This is a genomic window from Streptomyces sp. NPDC020996 (assembly GCF_040641355.1).
In the GTDB taxonomy this organism is placed as follows: Bacteria; Actinomycetota; Actinomycetes; order Streptomycetales; family Streptomycetaceae; genus Streptomyces.
This window is the reverse complement of sequence record NZ_JBFADM010000009.1, coordinates 35,906-54,141: the sequence shown is the minus strand read 5'-3', so window position 1 is coordinate 54,141 and position 18,236 is coordinate 35,906. Positions and strand designations below refer to the sequence as shown.

The following is an 18,236-nucleotide window of genomic DNA, read 5'->3' as shown; positions in this document are numbered from 1 at the left end:
TCCCTACGCGAACGAGTCGCCGATGTCGTAGTCCTCTTCGACCTGCGGGCCCCGGATGAGCAGCGCCCACCGCGCGAAGGTGACGGCACACAACGGGCTGATGTCGACCTGCGAGGCGGTGCGGTCCAGCTGCCAGGCGTCCCCGTTGCGGCGCGTCCGCGCCCCGTTCACGGCGGCCGTGAGCGGAACCTGGTCGGTGTGCCGGATGCTGCCCTGGTTCATTGCGTCGGCCAGCTGCCCGCACGCCTCCGTGATGTCGCCCGACCGCATCACCGCCAGATCCCCGCGCACGGGGTGGTCCTTGTCCTCGGGCACGTCGATGCCCGCGGCGATCAGATCGTCGATCAGCGACCCGGCAGGCGCCCCCGACGAGGCGATCGCGACCGCCACCGGCTTCCACAGTTCCCGCAGCCGCACCATGGCGGGCACCACCCAGTCCGTGCCCGGACGTCGGGCCACGACCTCCAGATGCACCCGCCCGTCCGGCCGCCGGGACGCGGCCGCGATCGACGCGCAGGAGCGGTCCTGCGACACGTCCACCGCGAACGCCACACTGTCGGCGACCGGCCGGCTCTTCGCGTCGACCAGGCCCGGCCACTTCCCCTTCGGCACATTCGGGTCGACCGGCGGCGTCGGCTTCCTGGTCCGGTTCAGGTAGGCCCGGTCGAACTCCGCCGGGTCCATCTTCTCCAGCTCGGCCGCGATGATCTCCTCGGTCACTGTGTGTCCGAGCGCGGGCAGCGTCGCACGCCACGTCGCCGGGTCCGCCCGGTCCATGTCCTCGGGGGCGAACCACTCGAAGTACGCGACCCGCGGCCGGGCGGCCGCCGGGTCCTCGGCGAGCGCGGCGAACAGCGCCTCGATCAGCGCCCGTCCCCGCTCCCGCTTCTTGTTCAGCCACACGCTCTTCGTCGTGCCGCCGGCCGACGCCCACCACAGCTGTGCCATCGGCCGTGTCAGCATCGCCGGACTGAACGCCTGCTCCAGGCGGTCGTCCTCGTGCGCGAACGCCTCGTCGATGAACCCGAGATCCAGCGGCGGCCCGTGGCCGGCCTTCTCCGTGTTCGCCGTGATGCCCATCCGCGAGCGCGTCCGGCCCCACAGGATCGCCTCGTTGCCGTTCGACTTCCGGATACGCGCCAGCCGGGCCAGGTCCGAGCCGCTGATCTTCTCCCAGAACTCGTCTTCCCAGCGCTGCCGGGCCATGCCCCTCGTCTGCGCGGCGTACACGATGTTCTGCCGCGGGTACGCCAGCGCCCGGTGCACCTGCGCGCCCAGGCACAACTCCGTCTTGCCCTGCTGCCGGGACACCGACAGGCCCACCTCGCGGTGAGCGAACCGGCCGGTGTCCGGGTCCAGTTCCAGGGCGACGTCGGTCACGTACTTCTGCCACGGCATCGGCGGCGCCCCGAGCTTCGCCATGACCTTCCACAGCTTCGGCCCCAGCGACGGCCGGTCCGGATGCCGCGGAGTCCCCCACCGCGGCGGGCACTCCAGCCCGTACCGCTCCCGGAGATCCTCGGCGAACTCAGTAGGGGGAGCCCAGGTCTCCGAGGTCGTCGTCATCGTCAGCGGCCCGCCCCTCCACGATCTGGGCGAGCGTCTGCCGCAGCTCGCGGGTCAACTGAGGCAGCAGCCGGTCCTCCTGGGCGATCGCCTCCCCGCACGTCTCGCACTCGGCCATCGCCGCACGGTCCACCCGGCGCGCCAGCGTGAATGCGAGCTCGGTCAGAGACGGCTCGACACCGACCAGATCCCCGAGCTGTTCGACGTCGTCCCGGACGGCTTTCTCCACGGGGCCCATGCCGCCCCCTTCCATGATCATCCGGACGTGATCGGCCCGGGGGGAGAAAAAAAACAGGTGGGCGCGGGGTTGAGAAATGTCCGATTTCTAAAAATCACGAACGGTTGGCAGGCCGAGCTCGGCTTCCAGGCGTCTGACCTGCGATGGGCTGAGGACCTCGACCCATGTGCGGCCCTCGACGGTCCATCGTGTCCGGCAGCCGGGACAGGTCCAGGTCCGTGGCGCCTGCCAGCGCCAGCGGCGCCAGGGCCGGGCGCAGCTCGGCGTGCAGGCGATCATGTCCCAGTTCGTGAGTGCGTCGACCAGGCTGTCGGCCACGATGTCCGCGTCGGTCTCCCCGTGGTGGAGCGGGCCGAGGTACACCACGTGCTTCTCCTTACGGAGGTCCTGCGAACCAGTCCACCGAGGTGACCAGCTGCACCACCTCGGCGAGGGGGCGGTTGCCCTTCTCCGAGTTGCACTTGCGGAGGCAGACGGGGCAGCCGGCCACGCCGTGGATGGGCGCGAGGTTGTCGGGGTCGAGTCGGGCGCCGCCCTTGCTGACCGGGTGGATGTGGTCGGTGGTGTCGGCTGCGCCGTGACCGCAGACGATGCACACGTCGGATGCGGCGAGGACGCGGGCGCGGATCTGCCGGTAGGCGTAGCTGGTCAGTTCGCTGCGGTCGGTGGCTATGTGCACCTCCTGGACGCGACGAAGCCCCAGCCGGTGAGCAGTCGGCTGGGGCTTCGTCGTGCGTTTGTGGTGCCGTGCCCTCGGGGGGGCGCCGGGGGTTCCACCCGGGTCCGTTCCGGTGGTGAAGCCGGGCGCTCTGTGGTGCTGAGCTACGCCTCGCCGGGGGTCACGACGGTGCCCGGTTGAGGGCACAGTTGTACACCGGGATGGTGACAGGTCTCTGACCTGCGGTCAAGCGGCCTTGGGCGTCTGTCGCTTGGCGGCGAGGGCGGCGACGTCGGGGGCGGCGTACCAGGGCTGTCGTTCGGTGCCGCCGGAGCGGGTGAGGTGGCCACGTCGGACCATCTGCCGGACGGCGGGCAGGCCGACGCCGAGGACGCGGGCGGTCTGGTGGGCGGTGAGGTGGCCGGGCCGGATGTAGAGCGACTCCATGAGCCCATGATGCAGCGGGCCCCGCCGCACCGGATGTGGTGCGGCGGGGCCGGAGCGCGTCGCAGCCAGCAGACGCGGATGGATGCCTGCGACTGTACGACGCGGGTCTGACAGCGGGGTCAGCTCTCCTTCGGCTTGCCGGGGACGGGCTTCTCCTTCACCGGGAACCAGCCGCCGCGGGAGGCCTGGTAGGTCGTCTCACGGCCCTTCAGGCGGGGGTCGTCGGCGGGGATGGGCTTCTTGAATCCGAGTGCCATGATGGCGGTCCTGTCTCTTCGTTGGGATGGGACCGGGGCGGCCGGGATGCCTGGCAGCGAGCGGCTGCCCCGGGGTAGATGGCCGGTAGACCCGGCGGTAGACGGCGGTAGATGGGCCGGTAGACGTGCAGGTCAGGCGGCGGTAGACGGGGCGGTAGACGGCTCCTGGGCGGCGGCCGGGGAAGGGCCTTCGAGGTCCCTCCGGCGCACCCCCCACGTGGGGGTGCCGGCCACCTTCACGCCGCGGTCGACGGGCACCCCGAGGCGGGCCAGATGGGCGCGCAGATCGGTGACCGTGCGGCCCTCCCAGTGGCCGTGCTCCTGGAGGTGGGCGAGGACCGTGCGGAGGTGCACCCCGGACGCCTCCCCCATGAGGGTCAGCAGGAGGGTGCGGACGGCCTCCGGGTCGGGGGTGCCGAGGGTGTTCTCCTCGGGCTCGTCGGAGGCGTCCTCGTCGGTGTCCTCGGTGGCCTTGGCGGGGGGCTTCCCGGCGCGCCAGGCGGCGAGCGTCCAGCAGCCGGTGAGCAGCCACAGCAGGTTGGGCACCGCACGCACGAGACGCCACAGCAGGTACAGGCCGAAGGTGAGCAGCGCGAGGCGGAGCCAGCAGCCGAGGGCGGCACGCCAGCCGGTGAGGTCGTCGCGGCGGCCCTTGCGGACCCAGGCGGCGGCCCGCGCGGCGAGGCGGCGGGTGAGGGTGGCGGATCCGGCGGCGAGGCGGGCGGCGGGGCGGGCGAGGCGGCTCACAGGATCCCCGCCCCCTGTACGGCGGCGACCACGCCGTCCCCGACGCCGTTGAGCGCACCGGGGAGCCAGGCGAGGGCCCCGGCTACGCCTGCGGTGAGGAGCAGGACGGAGCCGACGAACGCGCCGCCGAGGATGCGCTTCTTGTCCTTCTTGCCGGCGTTCTTGTACGAGAGGACGACGAGGAACACGGCGATGACGGCGACGACGGCGCCGGTGGCTCCGAGGCCGGTGAGCTGGCCGGTGGTCAGGGCGGCGTTGGAGGTGGTGCCGGTGGCGGCGGCGCTGACGCGTGCGCCTGTGCCGTTGGCGACGGTGCCGGTGCGGGAGTGGGCCCAGCCGAGGATGCCTCCGGGGCAGGCCGCGGCGCACGCTGCGGCGCCGAACCCCTTCCCGAAGGAGGCGAGTTGCTTCATCTCCCGGTTGCCGGTCCACCAGGGGTGGAGGTTGGCGACCAGGACGAGGAGGGCGGCGAGGAGGCCGCCGAGGGTGAGTGTGGACGTGGCGTTCACAGGGTGACTCCGGTGAGCATCAGGATCGGGTCCCACCAGTGCAGGACGCCGAGGGCGCCGAGGCTGGCGGTGACGAGGAGGAAGCGGGGTACGGCGCGGCCGGTGCGCCGGTCGAGGGCCCAGGCCGCGCCGACGGCGACGGCGGCGATGACGTAGGCGCCGCCGACGGATGCCTCGGTGCGGGCCTGGTGGACGGTGTGGGACCAGATCCCGACGGGGCTGTGCCCGCCTGCCCAGGGGGTGAGGGCGGCGACGAGCGCGCCGGCCATGCGCCAGGTGGCGATGCGGTCCCAGATGCGGGCCCACCAGCTGGGCGTCGGTTCGGGCTCGGGGATCGGGGCGGGGGCGAGGGTGACGCGGACCTCGATCGGGCCGGGCGTCGGCGTGGGGCCGGGCCATGGAGGCGGGTCGGCGGGCGGGGCCGGCGGCGCGGGCGGCGGGGTGCGCCAGGGCGGGGCCTCCCCGGGCTCCGGGGCGCGGGCGGGGAGCGGGGCGCCGGCCGGGATGATCCGGGACGGGGTGATGGGACGGTCTGACACGGGAGTCTCCTGGTCCTGGTGGCCGAGAGGACGGGCGCCGAGGCGGCGGAGGTAGGCGCGGACGCGCAGCTCGTCACCGCCGGGCGACGGCTGTGGGGCCATCGGGTGGCACCTTTCGCCTGGGTGAGGGGCGGCCGGGCGGGGAGCGGCAGCGTGGCCGCGCCCCGCCGGGGTGTGGCGCCGGGGTTTGCCTTCAAGCCGGGACCAGCGCGCCGCGGGGAAGCTGGTCGGGGTGGAAGAGGTTGCGTCCTGCCAAGTCCTTGGAGTGGACCGGGATGCGTCCTGCGGCGACCCAGTTGCGGACCGTCGACGGCTTGATGCCGTAGTGATCGGCGACGTCTGCGGTTGTCATCAGGGGCGGCTCGGGCGGGGGCCCGTCGTCCGCGTCCTGGTCGTCCTCGGGTGCGTCCTGGGCGTCCTGCCCCGTCGGCTCGGCCGGGGCCGGGCGGGCCACGATCGGGAGCAGGCGCGCGCCGGGCGGGACGGGCCGGGGAAAGGGCGGGACGCTCGGGGACGCGGGTGCGTCCTGGGTGTCCTGGTCGTCCTCGGGTGCGTCCTGGGCGTCCTGCCACGGGGATGGGAGGTCGATGGTGGCGAGGGCGGAGGCGTGGCGGCGGGCCGCCAGGAGGTCGAGCAGCTTCGCGCGCTGCTCGTCGTCGGCTCCGGCCTGTGCCGTGCCGACGGCGACGGACAGGCGGCGGGCGACCCGGGCGCGGCCGCGGGCGCCGTCTTTCATGTCGGCGAGCTTGGCGGCGAGGGCGACGGCCTTCAGGGTCGCGCGGTCGCGGGTGATCTGCTCGGCGGTGCGGTCGCGGACGGCGAGGCCGAGGCGGGACAGCAGCCGCTCGCGGGCCTCGCGGGCGAGCAGGGAGGGCAGCGATGCGGATGCGGCGTCCGGGCGGGCGTGCCGCAGCTCGATGCCCATGGCGAGGTGCCACAGCAGGGCGGCCAGGACCGGGCCGACGACCGCGCGGACGGTGCCGCCGACGATGCCGGACTCGGAGTAGGCGGGGATGACCTGCACGCCGGTGATGAACCAGACCAGCGTGCCGGGGGCTCCGGGGGTGCCTCGCTCGCGCAGGTTCTGGCGGGCCATGAGGGCGCAGGCGAACAGGGCCAGCTCGGCGGCGAGGAACAGCGCGGAGCGCTCCTTGACGGAGGCCATGCCCAGCTCGTGTTCGGCGAAGCGCCAGCTGGTGTCGCCGCTGTAGGCGGTGCAGGCGAGGGCGCCGAGCGCGGCCACGATGACGGCGGCCGGGGTGCGTGCGCTGGTGCGGGTTCGGCGGGAGCGCAGCAGCGGCAGGGTGAGCGCGGTGAGCAGCAGCAGCGCGGCGCCGGCGGCGGTGATGACGGGGTTGGCGTGGGCCCAGGCGGTGAGGGTGCTCATCGGTCCTCCCCGGTGGGGAGGGTGATGGCCTCGGACCAGGTCTTGCCGTCGTCGAGCGCGGCCTGGGCATGGTCGACGGTGACGTATCCGGCGACGGGGTGCTCGGCGAGCCGCTCGCGCAGGTACGTCGCGGCCCAGGCGGCGCCGAGGTCGGGACCGTCGTCGAGGAGGTTCCGCAGGGTGATCCGGGCGTGCATGACGCGGGCGGCCAGCAGCCGGTCATGGGCCGCCTCGCCGCCGATGGTCGCCGGGTGCGGGAGGTCGATCGCCTCCAGGACGGCGGCGAGCAGGTCGCGGAAGTCCTCGGGCAGGTGGGTGTTGCTCATCGGCCAGCCGCCTGACGGAGTCCGAGGCGGTTGGTGCTGCCGCAGGTGCAGATCCAGCGTTCGCAGATGGGGCAGACGTCGTCACTGTCGTCGTCGAACGTGCGCGCCTTCGGGGCGAGGCCGGTAATGCCGGGGTCGGTCCAGGCGCCGCAGCGGCCGCACACGTACTGGCTGCCGTCGCGGCGCATGGGCCGACCGCAGCAGGAGGGCGCGCTGGCGGCGGTGCGGATGGTGCCGGTGACGCCGGCCTGGGTGACGCGCACGGTGAGGGTGCGGCCGGGGCTGCGGCGGATGATGCCCGCGGCGATGAGACGCCGGGCGGGGCCGATCTGCGCGCACGACGGCGCGCTACTGTTCTTCCTGTCCATTACGAGCCCAATCTCGTGGTGGGAAGTGCCGGTGCGTGTCAGCGCTCCGGTGCGGTAGGGGTCGGGCGACGCGGCCGCTCCTGGGTGTTCCACCACCCAGGGAGCTGTCGTCCGGCCCCGCTCTTATTCGGTTGTCGAGTACTTCTTGATCGCGTCGTTGATGACGGTGTAGCTGCGGCCGAGTTCCTTGGCGACCTTGTACGAGCTGCCAAGTTCGGCCTTGCCGTCGGCGAGGGCCTTGCCACGCCGCTTGAGCGCTTCGGCCAGTTGCGACTGGAGCTGTTCCACCAGCTCGTCCTCACGCCTGAACCGAGACCGCCAGGGTTCTTCGGTCACAGCGGAGAGAGTATCACGGGCCCCCGTGATAGTCACGCCGACGCCCTGGGCTGGAAGTGCAGGAGCAGCAGCCAGTCCTGCTCCGACTCATAGCTGTAGCCGCACCACCTGCAGGTCGCCCGGGCCTGACCCGGAAGACGGGAGACGACCGCCCCGCAGACCACGCCGTCGCTATCGACCGCCACGCACGTGCCGAGCCGCTGCGGACGGGGAACCGGATCGCCGACGATCGTGCGGGCAGACGCCTCCAGCTCCCGCACCTCGCGCGCCAGGTCGCCGGCACCCGGGTAGTGGGCGGCGATCCAGTCCAGCTCCATGCCGAGCCAGCGGCAGTCCGCGGCCAGCCCGGCCGGGGGCGGCGCGCTGTGCTGCGGCCACCGCTCCCGCTGCACGTCGACCCGCCACAGGTGCAGCACCTCGGCCGCGCGGGCGCTGTTCACCGTGTCGATGACGTCCTCGTCGAGCGGGGCGCGGGGGCCGGCCGCGCCCTTCGTCGCGACGATTTCGCCCCAGCCCGACCGGCGCGGCACCAGGCACTCGGCGACCTCGGCATACAGGACGGGCAGGTCGTCGAGCCGCTGGCCGAGCGCGGTGGCGTGCCGCTCGCACAGGTACCGGCCCGCGGCCTCCTCGCCGCACAGCTCGCACCCGGTGTCAGTGCCCGCGCCTACGCTGGGAGCAACAACATCAGCGTCTGCTGGCTGCGACGCTGCGAGCCCCTCGCCCTGTCCGTCCGCGCGGGGGGCTCGCGTCGCATTGGGGGCGGTGCGCTCCATCGCGCCTCCTTCGTGGTGTGCTGGGTGGGAGGCCGGGCCCGATACCCGCGGGCCCGGCCGTAGAGCCCGCGAGTCAGCTCGGCGGCGACGCCGGCTCGACGTGGTCGATGCGGTCCGTGCGCCACAGGACGATCTGCCTGGTGCCGTGGCCGTACCACCCAGGCCCGAATGCGGCGCGCAGTCGCTCGTCGGTGGCGAGGCAGCTGCGGATCTCGGGGTTCTCGGCGTTGTACCCGGGGGAGTAGGGGGCGCTCGTCAGGACGGCCGGGCGGCTGTCCTTGAGCCAGCCGTTGACGTGGTCGAGCCACACGTAGTCCAGGCCGCCGTTGTTGCGGCAGGTGCCGATCGGGCACTTGCGGCTGACCTTGCGCAGCAGCCAGAGCTGGCAGCAGCCGGTACGGCTGTACCGCAGGCCGTGCCGCTCGGCCCACTCGACGATGGTGTGCTGCGCGGCTTCGGCGTGAGCGGTCGCCTTGGCGAGGCGCTCGCGGCTGAGCCCGCTACGGCGGGGATGCGGGGTCTCCAGGCCGTAGGGCCAGGCGACGGTGCCCTCGCGCATGCCGAAGATAGCGGCGGCGCGGTCGTGGAAGTCGTTGGTCATCTCGTTCTCCTTGGTTGTGCAGGACGGAGCAGGTTTCTCCACCGAGGTCATCGGGGCTCCACCAGGATCGGGAGAGTCTGTGCGCGGAGCCGCTCGATAGCGGGACTCGTTCGTCCCTCCTGCATCGCGTCGAGCTGCTTCGGGGTCGCCTGCTTCATCAGCCGGTACACGTTCGCCAGCGGCTCGGTGGTCACGACGATCCGGTAGCCGTGCCCCTGGTACGGGCCGTCCGGCACGTGGCAGTGGCTCGCGCGGTGGAGCACGTGGCCGGGGCCCGTCTTCATGTCTCCGTGCGCGTGCCAGGTGGCGCACCACGAGCACCAGACGCAGACGTGCCGCCAGCCGGCGGGGTCGATGGGGCGTCGGCCGAGGAAGCCCAAGAGGAGGGGGGCGGACTGCCATGCCTGGGTTCGGTTCATCAGTGTCACGTGCGTTCCTTGAGGGGCTGGGCGCGGGCGGGTGGGTTGTTTCCCTTTTTTCCATGCCGTGCGGTGGTGGGAATCTGGTGGTGAGGTGGTCTCGCGCTCACGGTCCGCGCATGGACTCCCCCTCTATTGGTTACGTAGAGTAATAATTAGTTCTGAAATTGGCTTTATAGGAGACCTGTAAGTAATCAACCCCGGTTCTCGGCCTCCCCCGAGGCATGGAATTAATGGAAAGAACTCACCCGGTCCTCGCCCTGAACGTCTCCGGGTGCGCGACAAAGCGAGCCTTCGGTGGCCGGCCGCGCGCCCCCTCCTCCCGCGGCGGAGGATCGATCCGCCGGACCCACCCGGCGTGCTCCAAGACGCTGAGAGCGGCGTCCACGTCCTCCATGGCCGTGCACCACTTCTGGCCCCGCACGGCCTTCTCGACGTCCTTCGCGGCGAAGCGGCCCCGCTGGTCGACGCGGCGCACCCAGTCGAGGACGGCGCGAGCGGGCCCGAGCTTGGACTGCCGCTCCTCCGACATCAGGTCAGCGACGAGCCGCGCGTGCTGAATCAGGTACGGCACCAGAGAGATCGCATCGTCCATCACCTCGCCGCTCACGGTCAGCGTGGTCGGCTCCTCGTACAGCGCGAGCACGGCGGCGAGCCGCAGGACCTGGCCGGGCAGCTTCTTCGCCCACCCCTCGACGGCGGCGAGGTCGCCGTGCGCCTTGTGCCGCGGCTCCAGCGCCTCCCAGAACGCGCGGAACAGGTCCTGCGCCTTCTGGTCCAGGCTCATCACCCGGTACTCGGGGTCGTCGTGGATCGCCTGCATCATGCGTGCGATGGCGTTGTTGTAGGCGGCGCTCACCTCGGCCGGGATCGGCTCGCTGTCGTAGGACCGCTCTCCGACGCGGCTGGTCGGCATCGCGAAGATGAACCGGGCCATCAGGCCGCGGGCCTCGAAGACGTCCCCGGTCTCTCCCATGCCGGTGAGGAACCCGGGCTGGACGGCCAGGCCGAGGCTGAGGTTCGGGCGCTTGAGCAGGACTGGCGGGCCGCTCTTCCGGTTGACGGAGTGCGTCTCGTGGCTCCAGGCCTTGAGCACGATCTCGGGGTTGGCGGACTTGCTGTACCGGCCGCCGACGTTGCCGAGGAACGACCCTTCGGTGGACAGCACGGCGAGGCGTTCGCCTTGCTCGGCGATCAGGTCGATGGCGGCCTCGGGCGTGGTGTCGTCGGCGACCAACTGCGTGTGCACGAGGGGGTCGCCGAGTTCCTCCAGCTCGGAGTAGGCGGCGTCCAGGTTCTGCTTCGCCTTGCTGCGGGCGACGGCGTCCTTCGCCTTGATGACGCGGTTCTCGGCTTCGGTGACGGCGGCCTCGACCATCTTCCGGTTGCGCCGGTCACGGACGACGGCGACCTTGTCGGCCTCCCTGCGCCGTTCCTCCTCGGCGTAGATGGGCTTGCCCATCAGGCTGAGGGCGGGTGACTTCATCTCTCCGGGCGCGGCGACCGGCATCGTGTACAGGGTGACCGGCTCGGTCCAGTCGGGCTTCGGGCTGACGGCCCGGCGCCCGCCGATCGCGGTGGATGCGACGGCCATGCCCAGCCAGGCCGGCAGGTCGACGGGCACCTGGAGGCTGGTCGATACCGCCTGCGCCATGACCCCGATGCCGCGGAGCCGGGTGGCGTCGAGCGGCAGGGGCGGCGGCGGGGCGAGGGGGACCGGTTCGTCCCACCCCTGGCTGTCCTCGGCGTGGACGCCGGATGACCAGTCCGGTTCCTTGACGTCTTCCGCCCAGTTCGGCTGCTCGCTCACCCCTGCCCCCGATCGGCAGGGTGGGGGATCGGCGCCCACACCTGGTGGAAGTCGGCGTCCTTGTGGCCGGCGGCGAAGTGGTCGTGGGCGTCCTTGCCGGTGCGGGCCTGGACGACGTAGACCGTGCGGGCCACGCCGCGGAGGCTGTCGACGACGGCGGTGGCGTGCTCGCGGCCCTTCTCGTCGCGGTCGGCGACGATGGTGACGTCCGCCCCTTCGAGGTAGGCGGCATGCTCGGCCGTCCACTTCCCGGCGCCGGCCGCGTTGCAGGTGGCGGCGAGCCCGTGCTCGACGAGCGCGTGCACGTCCTTCTCGCCCTCGGCGATCCAGATAACCCGGTCAGCTTCCTTCGCGGCGAGCAGTTCGGGGAGCCGGTACGGCACGAGGGGCACGAGCCGCTTGCCCTGCTTGTCGTTGAGGGACCAGCGGCGGCCGGAGCGGTTGGTGTCATCAGGCCGCCACTGCGCGAAGCACTTGTGGTCGCAGCGGGTGACGCCGTGGACGACGGCGCCGTTGGCGTCGCGGTAGACGTACTGCGCGACTCGCTTGTGCCCGCGGTCCTGGCACGGGATCCAGGTGTCGTCTGCGGGCCGGTCGCGCGGCCGTTCCGACAGGGGCTCGTCGAACAGGTCGGCCTCGGTCCAGCCGATCGCGGCGAGGAAGTCAGTGTTGCCGTCGCACTTGTGGCAGTGGACGACGACGCCGCCATTGTTCCCGCGCCGGATGGCCACGGTGCCGGGGGAGTCGCCGTTGTGGCAGATGCCGCGGGTGCGCAGCGCCCCGCCTTGGTAGCGGGTGGGCTCGCCCCTGTCGCGCAGGAGATCGGCGAGCCGGTTGAAGGCGATCCCGTCGGTCACGCGCTCACCTCCGGGAAGTAGTACGTGCCGGTCGGGCGGGCGATGCACCGCGAGCTGCGGGGGCAGACGCGCGGCGAGGCGGCGAGGCCGGCGGAGTGGACGTGCTGGTGGTCGCAGAACGGGCAGTCGACGACGAGCAGGGCGCGGGGCTCGCTGTCCTCGAACTGGGTGTCCCGGTACGCGACCAGGCGGGCCGCGGCAGCGGCCATGCCGAGGCGGACCGGCAGATGGATCTCCGCCGCGTCCTGCTCGGTGTCCTCCCCGAAGAGCGAGAGGGTGGTGGAGCTGTTCACGAACTGTGCTCTCTTCTACGAGCAGGGCCAGTGGTGTTCGTGGGATGCGGACGGGCGCCGCGGGGGAAGCACGGCGCCCGCCCGCGGCCTACGCGGCCTTGCGCTTGGAACGGGCGATCTCCTCGGCCACGGCGGTGATCTGGTTGCACCAGTTCCGGGCGGCCGTGGTGACCGTGAACGGGCTGGGCTGCTGCTGCAGGTCGTGCCGGATGGAGTCGAGGACCATCTCGTGCAGGGCCCGCTCGGCAGCACGGCGGACGTACAGCTCGTCCTCGGACTGCAGGTCGAGGGGGACGGGCAGGTCGACGGGCCACTCGCCCGGGCGCCGCGCGTTCACCGCCGGCCTCCGGCGAGGTGGGCCACGGTCGCGACGATGTCCAACCGGTGCCGCTCGCAGGCCGGGTAGTCGTAGCGCAGGTTCGGCCCGGCGAAGAGGGACACGACGGACTCGGCGCGGTTCGGGCATCCGTCGCACCGGTAGTCGCGCTGGTTGTGCGGGGAGTCGGGCCCGTCGGGGCAGTCGCACCAGGTGCACTGCTCGCCGTTGGCGGCGGTCACCGCGACCGGGACGAGGCTGGCGTCCTGCGCGGCGTCGCGCGCTGCGGCCAGCGTCTGATCGGACAGGAACGTGTCCTGCGGGGTGCGGATCACAACGCCTCCTTTCCGTGGATCGGCCAGCCAGGGCCGGTCGGGATCTCGGGCAGGCCCTGAAGAGCTCGCGGGGTGTGCCTTTTCCGGTCGCGCAGTTGGCTGCATGCGCGGCAGTCGCGAGCGCCGTTTGCCTTCCGGCGGGTGTTGGCCTCGTCGTAGGCGTGTCCGCGCGGGCAGTGCGTGATGGCGGCGGCGCCACGGCGTGTGTTTTCTTCTGCGGTCACCGGCTCGAGGTGGTGAGGGTTCACGCAGGCCCGGTTGCGGCAGAGGTGGTCGAGGACCAGGTCGCCGGGGATAGGGCCTACGTGGATCTCGTAGGAGAGCCGGTGGGCGTAGTACTGGACGCCGTTGACACGCAGACGCCCGTAACCGTGGGCGTTCCTGGTTCCGGTCCAGACGATGCACGCGTTGGGTCCGGCTACGGCGTTCGAGAGCAGCTTGTCTTTGGGGTCGTCAAGCTTGCGCCACTTCTGACGGCCGACCGCGTCAACGCCTGCGGGCATCTTGCCTTCCGCAATGCGGGTGCCGCGCTCCTTCCGGCGCGCGCGGTAGTCGCGCTGGTAGGCGGCATTCACCGCCCGGCAGATGTCGCAGCGGCACTTGTGCTTGGCGTATCGCTGCTGAGTTCCATGATCGGGCTTCGGCTTGTCCTTGACCGGGCGGGCCGGGCGGCCGGAGGGGTCTCCGGCCGCCGGCGTGCTGTGGTGGGTGGTCACGCCTGCTCCTGCTTCTGCAGGTGGAGGACCAGGTCGCGGATGGCGGCGAGCCGCTCGGCCGCCGGCTGTCCCTTGGGGACGGCGGCGATGATGCTGCCGTCGTTCTTGACCTCGGCGAAGGCGCGGAACGAGTCGACCAGGTCGGGCACGCTCTCGGCTATGGCGGTGGTGTCGAGTTCCTCAAGCTGGATGCCGAACTCGGTGAGGAACGCGGGGATCATGACCTTCTCGGCGTACTCGTTGATGAGCGCCTCGATGCGGTCGGCCTGCTCGCGGAGCGTGGCGACCTTGGCGAGCGCCTGGGCCACGGTGACCACCTGAAGGTCACCCTGGTTCCCCTGCGTCGCGGCGACCAGCGTGCGCTGGCCGTCGTCGAGGTCGGTCATGACCTCGACCGTGAGGCTGGCGGAGACGGCCTGGTCGGGCATAGTCGACGGCGTGGGCTGTACCGTTGTGCTCATGAGCGTGTCCTGTCTTGCTTAGCTGGTGAGAGTGGATTTGCTCGACTGAGGCGGCCCGGCTGGTACCCGGGCCGCTTCGTCGTTCCCGGCGGACGCCCCCGTCTGGTACACGGGGGCGGCGCCGTTTTCCTGCGGGATGAGCCCGAGGAAGCGGTGGAGGTCGATGGTCCGGGCGACGCGTCGGCGTCCCAGACGGATGACCTCGATGGGCAGGCGGCCCTCGGCCGCGAGTTGGTAGGTAGTGGACTCGGCGAGCCCCAGGGCCCGGCCGACGGTCGGCCACAGCGGGACGACGGCGGGCTGGTCGAGGACCTCGGCGATGGTCAAGGCCGGGCTGGTCATGCCGTTTCCCGGCTTTCGGTTTCATCGACGACCTGGTTCCGGAGGCTGTCCAGAACGTCCGCGTAGGCGATGGCGTGCTCTCCACGGGGGAGGCGCTTGCCCTGCTCCCACCGCCAGAGAGTCGACTGGTCCACCCCGCAGGCGGCCGCCATTTCACTGATGGAGAGGCGGGCAGCGACTCGGATCCGACGGGTCTCTCCGGTGGAGATGGCCGCACGCAGATGTACGAGCCGCAAAGCGTGGGCTTTGGTCATACCCAGCACCTTACCCATCACCTTGCCGTTTTGGTACCCGCAACCTTGCAGTTACACATCCAAGACATGACTGAGACGGCTCAGTGAGACTTAGCCTTGCCTTGCCGAAGCCTTGCCATCACGGCATGATGGCGGCATGACTGAGACACCAAACGATCTAGGCGGCTGGGAGTACCTCGTCGTCCCTGGGTGGCCCACGGAGAGCTACAGGAACCACGGCCGCCTGGAGCGGGCGGGCAACGTCTTGCTACCTCAGTCCTTCACGCTGGTCGCGACGAACAAGCGCGAGAGTGAAGCCGTGTTCCTCTGCTTCGTCGTGAACGAGGGGGAAGTGAAGATGTCCGCAGTCATGTCCACCCACAGCGATGTACCCACGGGCTTGGACACGCTGCGGAGTGTCGCGCCGATCGAAAGCTGGAAACGCCTGGCCATCATCAAGATGACCCATTGGCTGGCCACTACGGACCCGGATACGGCGTCCATCAACCCGTTCTTGAGCGATTCGTCTAAGGCGGCTGGGGAAGACTGGCTCGACGTCCTACGAGCCTGGCAGGCCGCATCTCCGCAGCATGATTTGCGGGAGACGCTCCAAGCTGCCGCTTCGTTGCCTATTGACAGGGTGAAGCGCAAGCGCAACCGGATCACCAAAGAGCACCTAGAGGCAGTTGCGGAGGTCTACCGCAATGCGGATGCGGCAGGCGCGCCTCCGACTCGCGCAGTTCAGGAGGTTTTTGGCACCACGCATTCCACGGCAGCGAAGTGGGTTGCCCAGGCCCGCAAACAGGGCATCCTGGGGCCACCGCCCGGATCGCGCGGCGGTGAAGTGAGCAACCCGGTGGCCGCAGCCATCGCCCGCCCCATCGCTGAAGCCGCCGCCCGGACGGTGTCCAACAGGATCCGCAATGCTGTGGCGGACTCGATGCAGCAGGGCGAATCGGGTGAAGGCGAGGAGTAGCCGATGAAGGGTTCGACGTACCGCCGCTGTTACTGCCGGGACGGCGACGGCAAGGTACTGGGCAAGGTGTGCCCGCAGCTGTCCAGCCGCCGACACGGTGTGTGGGCTGTACGGCAGGAGCTTCCGCCGCGCGCCGACGGCGGCCGGCGCTCCTTCTCCCGCTCCGGCTACGCCACCGCCAAGGACGCCCAGGAGGCTCTCGACGCCGTGCGGGCCCTGCTCGCTCTCGCGCCGGGTGACGATCAGGAAGCGCAGACGAAGATCGGTGATCTGCTTGAGGCGGTCAGCAAGAACAAGAAGGCGCCGCTGCCTGACCTCTCCGAGACGCGGCGCCGGTTCCGTGCCGGCCAGCCGCTCACGTCGAAGCTGACAGTCGGGGACTGGCTGGATGAGTGGTGGGAGTCGAAGAAGCGGAAGAAGTCCACGCTGAACGGCTACAGCTCCCACATCCGGGTGCACCTGAAGCCGGGTATCGGCCACATCCTCCTGGACCGGTTGAACGTCGGGCACCTGGTGGAGTTCTTCGACGCCATCGACACGGCGAACGAGACGATCGAGGCGGAGAACCAGCAACGGCGCGAGCAGCAGGCGCGTGCGACGTGGGGGAAGCGGTCGCGGCCGCCGGCGTCGGAGACGGCCCGGCTGGCCGCGGAGCGGGCGAAGTTGGAGGCGTTGCCCCCGTATCGGCGGGTGACCGGCCCGGCAACGCAGCAGCGGATCCGGGCGACGCTCAGGTCCGCGCTCAACGCGGCGATCTCCCAGCAGTTGTTGACGTTCAACCCAGCCGCGCACGTCGAGCTCGCGTCGGGGAAGCGGCCGAAGGCTGTGCTGTGGACGCCGGAGCATGTGGAGCGGTGGCGGCAGACTGGTGAGAAGCCGTCAGGGGTCATGGTGTGGACGCCGGTCCAGGTCGGTGAGTTCCTCGACCACGCCGAACAGGACCGCCTGTACGCGCTGTTCCACCTGATCGCGTTCCGCGGCCTGCGCCGGGGCGAGGCTGTCGGGCAGGACTGGTCCGGGATCGACTTCGCGAAGGCTCATCTGACGGTCTCTAAGACGATCATCCAGGACGGGTGGACGCCGGTGGAGAGCAACCCGAAGACGGAAGGTAGCGCGGCCACGATCGCCCTGGGGCCGGCGACGCTGCAAGTCCTGGCCGAGCACCGTGCCCGCCAGCAGGCCGAGCGGCAGTCCTGTCTCGACCGCGGCCTTCCCTGGCAGGAGACGGGCAAGGTGTTCGTCGACGAGGACGGCGGCTGGCTGCACCCGGAGAAGGTGTCGGACGTCTTCCGCCGGCTGTGCCGGGAGGCCGGGCTTCCGCCGATCAACCTTCGTGATCTACGGCACGTCGCGGCAACTCTCATCCATGCGGGCGGCGGTGACCTTCACGCGATCAAGGAGACGCTCCGCCACGGGTCGATCCAGCTCGCGGGCGACACGTACACCAGCCTGCTCCCCCAGGTCGACCAGGAGGTCGCGAGGAACGCGGAGGGCATCGTTCCCCGCGCTCGCCGCCCGCTGCCTTCCGGCACAGCCGCTCACGCATCGCTCACGCACAGCCCCGGAAACGATGGAGCGCCCTAACAGGTCTAAACCTGATGGAGCGCTCAACTTCCTGGTGACAGGGGTTCTTCGAACGCGTGTCCTGGTGGGGCGGGTGGGACTCGAACCCACGGCCGACGGATTATGAGTCCGCTGCTCTAACCGGCTGAGCTACCGCCCCATAACGGCGTGTCGCGTACATGTGTGCGCGCCGTCTGCCGCAGCATAGCCGGTCATACGATCTCCTGCCTCGGATGGTCGACTTCCCCGCCCGTGGGGACCGCGCCGCGGCCTGCGCGGATGCGCCGAACATGAAAAAGGACCCCGCCGGGGTCCTCGTTCAGCATGCTCCCCCGACTGGACTCGAACCAGTAACCTGCCGGTTAACAGCCGGCTGCTCTGCCAATTGAGCTACGGAGGACCGAGCTCCCCCGACTGGACTCGAACCAGTAACCTGCCGGTTAACAGCCGGCTGCTCTGCCAATTGAGCTACGGAGGAATGCCTCGTTGCATCGAACGTGCCGACCTGGGTATTCGCCAGGGGGCGGACGCTCGCTGCGACACATACATTAGCGCAAGCAGGGGGGTGCTCCGCCAATCGGTTCTCCACCCCGGCACCGACGCCGCACCGAACACCCACACGAGGGAAGGCTGGCCGCCATGCGCTACAAGCTCACGTTCGTCGTCGGGCTGGCTCTGGGTTACGTCCTGGGCACGAGGGCCGGACGCGAACGCTACGAGCAGCTGAAGAAGTCCGCACGCCAGATCGCGCAGAACCCGGCGGTCCGCAACACGGCGGAGTCGGCGGCGCAGCAGGGCCGCCAGTTCGCGGGCAAGGCGTACCAGGTGGTGAGCGAGAAGGTCGGCGACCGCGTCCCCGACTCCGTCACCGAGCGGGTCCGCTCGCTGCGCGACCGCGGCACCGGCGGCACGGCGTCCGACGACTGGGGCACCAGCGCCACGTAGCGCCTGTCCGGCGGATCAGGCCGGAGGAAGCCGGCGGCGCCTTCCAGCCCAGGTGCGGCATGATCCGCCGGACAGGACCCGAGGCCCGGTCGGCGCGGAGACCCGTGCGCTCCCGGCAGGGCGGACACCCGTGCGGTTCCGGTCGGCGCGGAGACCCATGCGGTCCCGGCGGCGCGGGAAACCCCGCTCACCGGCCGCGACGGGTCCGGGCCCGC

The 18,236-nt window shown here is 71.1% G+C and carries 28 protein-coding genes and 3 tRNA genes; 3 read left to right on the top strand and 28 right to left on the bottom strand.

The genetic code is table 11. The annotated features are described in order from the left end of the window. Window positions 1-3 precede the first annotated feature (3 nt). The 25 genes from AB0G63_RS09345 to AB0G63_RS09225 form a co-directional block, all read right to left on the bottom strand. Window positions 4-1,566 (bottom strand): terminase family protein, encoded by a 1,563-nt coding sequence (locus AB0G63_RS09345; RefSeq protein WP_360746735.1) that lies wholly within the window; start codon window positions 1,564-1,566, stop codon window positions 4-6. After that, a complete protein-coding gene (locus AB0G63_RS09340) occupies window positions 1,529-1,804 on the bottom strand; it encodes a hypothetical protein (protein WP_360746731.1) in 276 nt (91 codons plus the stop codon). The genes AB0G63_RS09345 and AB0G63_RS09340 overlap by 38 nt, the downstream gene beginning before the upstream one ends. An 87-nt stretch (window positions 1,805-1,891) precedes the next feature. Continuing rightward, a complete protein-coding gene (locus tag AB0G63_RS09335; RefSeq protein WP_360746728.1) occupies window positions 1,892-2,170 on the bottom strand; it encodes a hypothetical protein in 279 nt (92 codons plus the stop codon). A gap of 10 nt (window positions 2,171-2,180) precedes the next feature. Then, the gene (locus AB0G63_RS09330) at window positions 2,181-2,483 is read right to left on the bottom strand and encodes an HNH endonuclease (protein WP_360746725.1); all 303 of its coding nucleotides are present in this window, start codon (window positions 2,481-2,483) and stop codon (window positions 2,181-2,183) included. Window positions 2,484-2,708: 225 nt separating this feature from the next. Further along, the gene (locus AB0G63_RS09325; protein ID WP_360746722.1) at window positions 2,709-2,909 is read right to left on the bottom strand and encodes a hypothetical protein; all 201 of its coding nucleotides are present in this window, start codon (window positions 2,907-2,909) and stop codon (window positions 2,709-2,711) included. 119 nt (window positions 2,910-3,028) lie between these two features. After that, a complete protein-coding gene (locus AB0G63_RS09320) occupies window positions 3,029-3,166 on the bottom strand; it encodes a hypothetical protein (protein ID WP_360746719.1) in 138 nt (45 codons plus the stop codon). A gap of 132 nt (window positions 3,167-3,298) precedes the next feature. Beyond that, window positions 3,299-3,913 carry a hypothetical protein gene (locus tag AB0G63_RS09315; protein ID WP_360746716.1) on the bottom strand — a complete coding sequence of 205 codons (615 nt, stop codon included), beginning with the start codon at window positions 3,911-3,913 and terminating at the stop codon, window positions 3,299-3,301. Then, window positions 3,910-4,422, bottom strand: a complete 513-nt coding sequence (locus tag AB0G63_RS09310) for a hypothetical protein (RefSeq protein WP_360746713.1) — start codon at window positions 4,420-4,422, stop codon at window positions 3,910-3,912. The genes AB0G63_RS09315 and AB0G63_RS09310 overlap by 4 nt, the downstream gene beginning before the upstream one ends. Further along, entirely contained in the window at window positions 4,419-5,063 is a 645-nt protein-coding gene (locus AB0G63_RS09305) for a hypothetical protein (RefSeq protein ID WP_360746710.1), read from the bottom strand. Before AB0G63_RS09305 ends, AB0G63_RS09310 begins: the two co-directional genes overlap by 4 nt. Before the next feature lie 91 nt (window positions 5,064-5,154). Continuing rightward, window positions 5,155-6,348, bottom strand: a complete 1,194-nt coding sequence (locus AB0G63_RS09300) for a helix-turn-helix domain-containing protein (RefSeq protein WP_360746707.1) — start codon at window positions 6,346-6,348, stop codon at window positions 5,155-5,157. Beyond that, complete coding sequence (locus AB0G63_RS09295) at window positions 6,345-6,674, bottom strand: hypothetical protein (protein WP_360746704.1); 330 nt, start codon at window positions 6,672-6,674, stop codon at window positions 6,345-6,347. The genes AB0G63_RS09300 and AB0G63_RS09295 overlap by 4 nt, the downstream gene beginning before the upstream one ends. Next, on the bottom strand, window positions 6,671-7,042 hold the full coding sequence (locus AB0G63_RS09290; protein ID WP_360746701.1) for a hypothetical protein: 372 nt from the start codon (window positions 7,040-7,042) through the stop codon (window positions 6,671-6,673). The genes AB0G63_RS09295 and AB0G63_RS09290 overlap by 4 nt, the downstream gene beginning before the upstream one ends. Before the next feature lie 123 nt (window positions 7,043-7,165). Beyond that, window positions 7,166-7,378, bottom strand: a complete 213-nt coding sequence (locus AB0G63_RS09285) for a hypothetical protein (protein ID WP_360746699.1) — start codon at window positions 7,376-7,378, stop codon at window positions 7,166-7,168. A gap of 32 nt (window positions 7,379-7,410) precedes the next feature. Further along, window positions 7,411-8,154 carry a hypothetical protein gene (locus tag AB0G63_RS09280; RefSeq protein WP_360746696.1) on the bottom strand — a complete coding sequence of 248 codons (744 nt, stop codon included), beginning with the start codon at window positions 8,152-8,154 and terminating at the stop codon, window positions 7,411-7,413. Between the two features lie 73 nt (window positions 8,155-8,227). Further along, window positions 8,228-8,755 carry a hypothetical protein gene (locus AB0G63_RS09275; protein WP_360746693.1) on the bottom strand — a complete coding sequence of 176 codons (528 nt, stop codon included), beginning with the start codon at window positions 8,753-8,755 and terminating at the stop codon, window positions 8,228-8,230. Window positions 8,756-8,802: 47 nt separating this feature from the next. After that, window positions 8,803-9,174 (bottom strand): hypothetical protein, encoded by a 372-nt coding sequence (locus tag AB0G63_RS09270; protein WP_360746690.1) that lies wholly within the window; start codon window positions 9,172-9,174, stop codon window positions 8,803-8,805. A gap of 244 nt (window positions 9,175-9,418) precedes the next feature. Next, entirely contained in the window at window positions 9,419-10,984 is a 1,566-nt protein-coding gene (locus tag AB0G63_RS09265) for a YfjI family protein (protein WP_360746687.1), read from the bottom strand. Beyond that, window positions 10,981-11,841 (bottom strand): toprim domain-containing protein, encoded by an 861-nt coding sequence (locus AB0G63_RS09260; protein WP_360746685.1) that lies wholly within the window; start codon window positions 11,839-11,841, stop codon window positions 10,981-10,983. The genes AB0G63_RS09265 and AB0G63_RS09260 overlap by 4 nt, the downstream gene beginning before the upstream one ends. After that, entirely contained in the window at window positions 11,838-12,134 is a 297-nt protein-coding gene (locus AB0G63_RS09255; RefSeq protein ID WP_360746682.1) for a hypothetical protein, read from the bottom strand. Before AB0G63_RS09255 ends, AB0G63_RS09260 begins: the two co-directional genes overlap by 4 nt. A gap of 88 nt (window positions 12,135-12,222) precedes the next feature. Next, window positions 12,223-12,471 (bottom strand): hypothetical protein, encoded by a 249-nt coding sequence (locus tag AB0G63_RS09250; protein ID WP_360746679.1) that lies wholly within the window; start codon window positions 12,469-12,471, stop codon window positions 12,223-12,225. Continuing rightward, the gene (locus tag AB0G63_RS09245; RefSeq protein WP_360746676.1) at window positions 12,468-12,785 is read right to left on the bottom strand and encodes a hypothetical protein; all 318 of its coding nucleotides are present in this window, start codon (window positions 12,783-12,785) and stop codon (window positions 12,468-12,470) included. The genes AB0G63_RS09250 and AB0G63_RS09245 overlap by 4 nt, the downstream gene beginning before the upstream one ends. Beyond that, entirely contained in the window at window positions 12,782-13,501 is a 720-nt protein-coding gene (locus AB0G63_RS09240) for an HNH endonuclease signature motif containing protein (RefSeq protein ID WP_360746673.1), read from the bottom strand. The genes AB0G63_RS09245 and AB0G63_RS09240 overlap by 4 nt, the downstream gene beginning before the upstream one ends. Next, on the bottom strand, window positions 13,498-13,962 hold the full coding sequence (locus AB0G63_RS09235) for a hypothetical protein (RefSeq protein WP_360746670.1): 465 nt from the start codon (window positions 13,960-13,962) through the stop codon (window positions 13,498-13,500). Before AB0G63_RS09235 ends, AB0G63_RS09240 begins: the two co-directional genes overlap by 4 nt. Window positions 13,963-13,980: 18 nt before the next feature. Beyond that, entirely contained in the window at window positions 13,981-14,304 is a 324-nt protein-coding gene (locus AB0G63_RS09230; RefSeq protein WP_360746667.1) for a DNA-binding protein, read from the bottom strand. Next, window positions 14,301-14,558 (bottom strand): helix-turn-helix transcriptional regulator, encoded by a 258-nt coding sequence (locus AB0G63_RS09225; protein WP_360746664.1) that lies wholly within the window; start codon window positions 14,556-14,558, stop codon window positions 14,301-14,303. The genes AB0G63_RS09230 and AB0G63_RS09225 overlap by 4 nt, the downstream gene beginning before the upstream one ends. Before the next feature lie 136 nt (window positions 14,559-14,694). Between AB0G63_RS09225 and AB0G63_RS09220 the strand changes: the two genes are divergently transcribed. Further along, complete coding sequence (locus AB0G63_RS09220; protein WP_360746661.1) at window positions 14,695-15,513, top strand: hypothetical protein; 819 nt, start codon at window positions 14,695-14,697, stop codon at window positions 15,511-15,513. 3 nt (window positions 15,514-15,516) lie between these two features. Then, a complete protein-coding gene (locus AB0G63_RS09215; RefSeq protein ID WP_360746658.1) occupies window positions 15,517-17,097 on the top strand; it encodes a site-specific integrase in 1,581 nt (526 codons plus the stop codon). 62 nt (window positions 17,098-17,159) lie between these two features. On the opposite strand, the gene AB0G63_RS09210 is transcribed toward AB0G63_RS09215, so the two are convergent. The 3 genes from AB0G63_RS09210 to AB0G63_RS09200 form a co-directional block, all read right to left on the bottom strand. Further along, a tRNA-Ile gene (locus tag AB0G63_RS09210) sits at window positions 17,160-17,236 on the bottom strand. Between the two features lie 167 nt (window positions 17,237-17,403). Then, window positions 17,404-17,476 (bottom strand) — tRNA-Asn (locus AB0G63_RS09205). Between the two features lie 5 nt (window positions 17,477-17,481). Next, window positions 17,482-17,554, bottom strand: a tRNA-Asn gene (locus AB0G63_RS09200). A 161-nt stretch (window positions 17,555-17,715) separates the two neighbouring features. Here AB0G63_RS09200 and AB0G63_RS09195 point away from each other — a divergent pair. Further along, complete coding sequence (locus AB0G63_RS09195; protein ID WP_360746655.1) at window positions 17,716-18,021, top strand: YtxH domain-containing protein; 306 nt, start codon at window positions 17,716-17,718, stop codon at window positions 18,019-18,021. Window positions 18,022-18,236 lie beyond the last annotated feature (215 nt).

What these genes read in the sequence shown, in the direction of transcription:
- AB0G63_RS09345 (WP_360746735.1), bottom strand. Translation starts at nt 1,566, where the DNA reads ATGACGACGACCTCGGAGACCTGGGCTCCCCCTACTGAGTTCGCCGAG.
- AB0G63_RS09340 (WP_360746731.1), bottom strand. Translation starts at nt 1,804, where the DNA reads ATGGGCCCCGTGGAGAAAGCCGTCCGGGACGACGTCGAACAGCTCGGG.
- AB0G63_RS09325 (WP_360746722.1), bottom strand. Translation starts at nt 2,909, where the DNA reads ATGGAGTCGCTCTACATCCGGCCCGGCCACCTCACCGCCCACCAGACC.
- AB0G63_RS09320 (WP_360746719.1), bottom strand. Translation starts at nt 3,166, where the DNA reads ATGGCACTCGGATTCAAGAAGCCCATCCCCGCCGACGACCCCCGCCTG.
- AB0G63_RS09305 (WP_360746710.1), bottom strand. Translation starts at nt 5,063, where the DNA reads ATGGCCCCACAGCCGTCGCCCGGCGGTGACGAGCTGCGCGTCCGCGCC.
- AB0G63_RS09300 (WP_360746707.1), bottom strand. Translation starts at nt 6,348, where the DNA reads ATGAGCACCCTCACCGCCTGGGCCCACGCCAACCCCGTCATCACCGCC.
- AB0G63_RS09295 (WP_360746704.1), bottom strand. Translation starts at nt 6,674, where the DNA reads ATGAGCAACACCCACCTGCCCGAGGACTTCCGCGACCTGCTCGCCGCC.
- AB0G63_RS09290 (WP_360746701.1), bottom strand. Translation starts at nt 7,042, where the DNA reads ATGGACAGGAAGAACAGTAGCGCGCCGTCGTGCGCGCAGATCGGCCCC.
- AB0G63_RS09280 (WP_360746696.1), bottom strand. Translation starts at nt 8,154, where the DNA reads ATGGAGCGCACCGCCCCCAATGCGACGCGAGCCCCCCGCGCGGACGGA.
- AB0G63_RS09275 (WP_360746693.1), bottom strand. Translation starts at nt 8,755, where the DNA reads ATGACCAACGACTTCCACGACCGCGCCGCCGCTATCTTCGGCATGCGC.
- AB0G63_RS09270 (WP_360746690.1), bottom strand. Translation starts at nt 9,174, where the DNA reads ATGAACCGAACCCAGGCATGGCAGTCCGCCCCCCTCCTCTTGGGCTTC.
- AB0G63_RS09235 (WP_360746670.1), bottom strand. Translation starts at nt 13,962, where the DNA reads ATGAGCACAACGGTACAGCCCACGCCGTCGACTATGCCCGACCAGGCC.
- AB0G63_RS09230 (WP_360746667.1), bottom strand. Translation starts at nt 14,304, where the DNA reads ATGACCAGCCCGGCCTTGACCATCGCCGAGGTCCTCGACCAGCCCGCC.
- AB0G63_RS09225 (WP_360746664.1), bottom strand. Translation starts at nt 14,558, where the DNA reads ATGACCAAAGCCCACGCTTTGCGGCTCGTACATCTGCGTGCGGCCATC.
- AB0G63_RS09220 (WP_360746661.1), top strand. Translation starts at nt 14,695, where the DNA reads ATGACTGAGACACCAAACGATCTAGGCGGCTGGGAGTACCTCGTCGTC.
- AB0G63_RS09215 (WP_360746658.1), top strand. Translation starts at nt 15,517, where the DNA reads ATGAAGGGTTCGACGTACCGCCGCTGTTACTGCCGGGACGGCGACGGC.
- AB0G63_RS09195 (WP_360746655.1), top strand. Translation starts at nt 17,716, where the DNA reads ATGCGCTACAAGCTCACGTTCGTCGTCGGGCTGGCTCTGGGTTACGTC.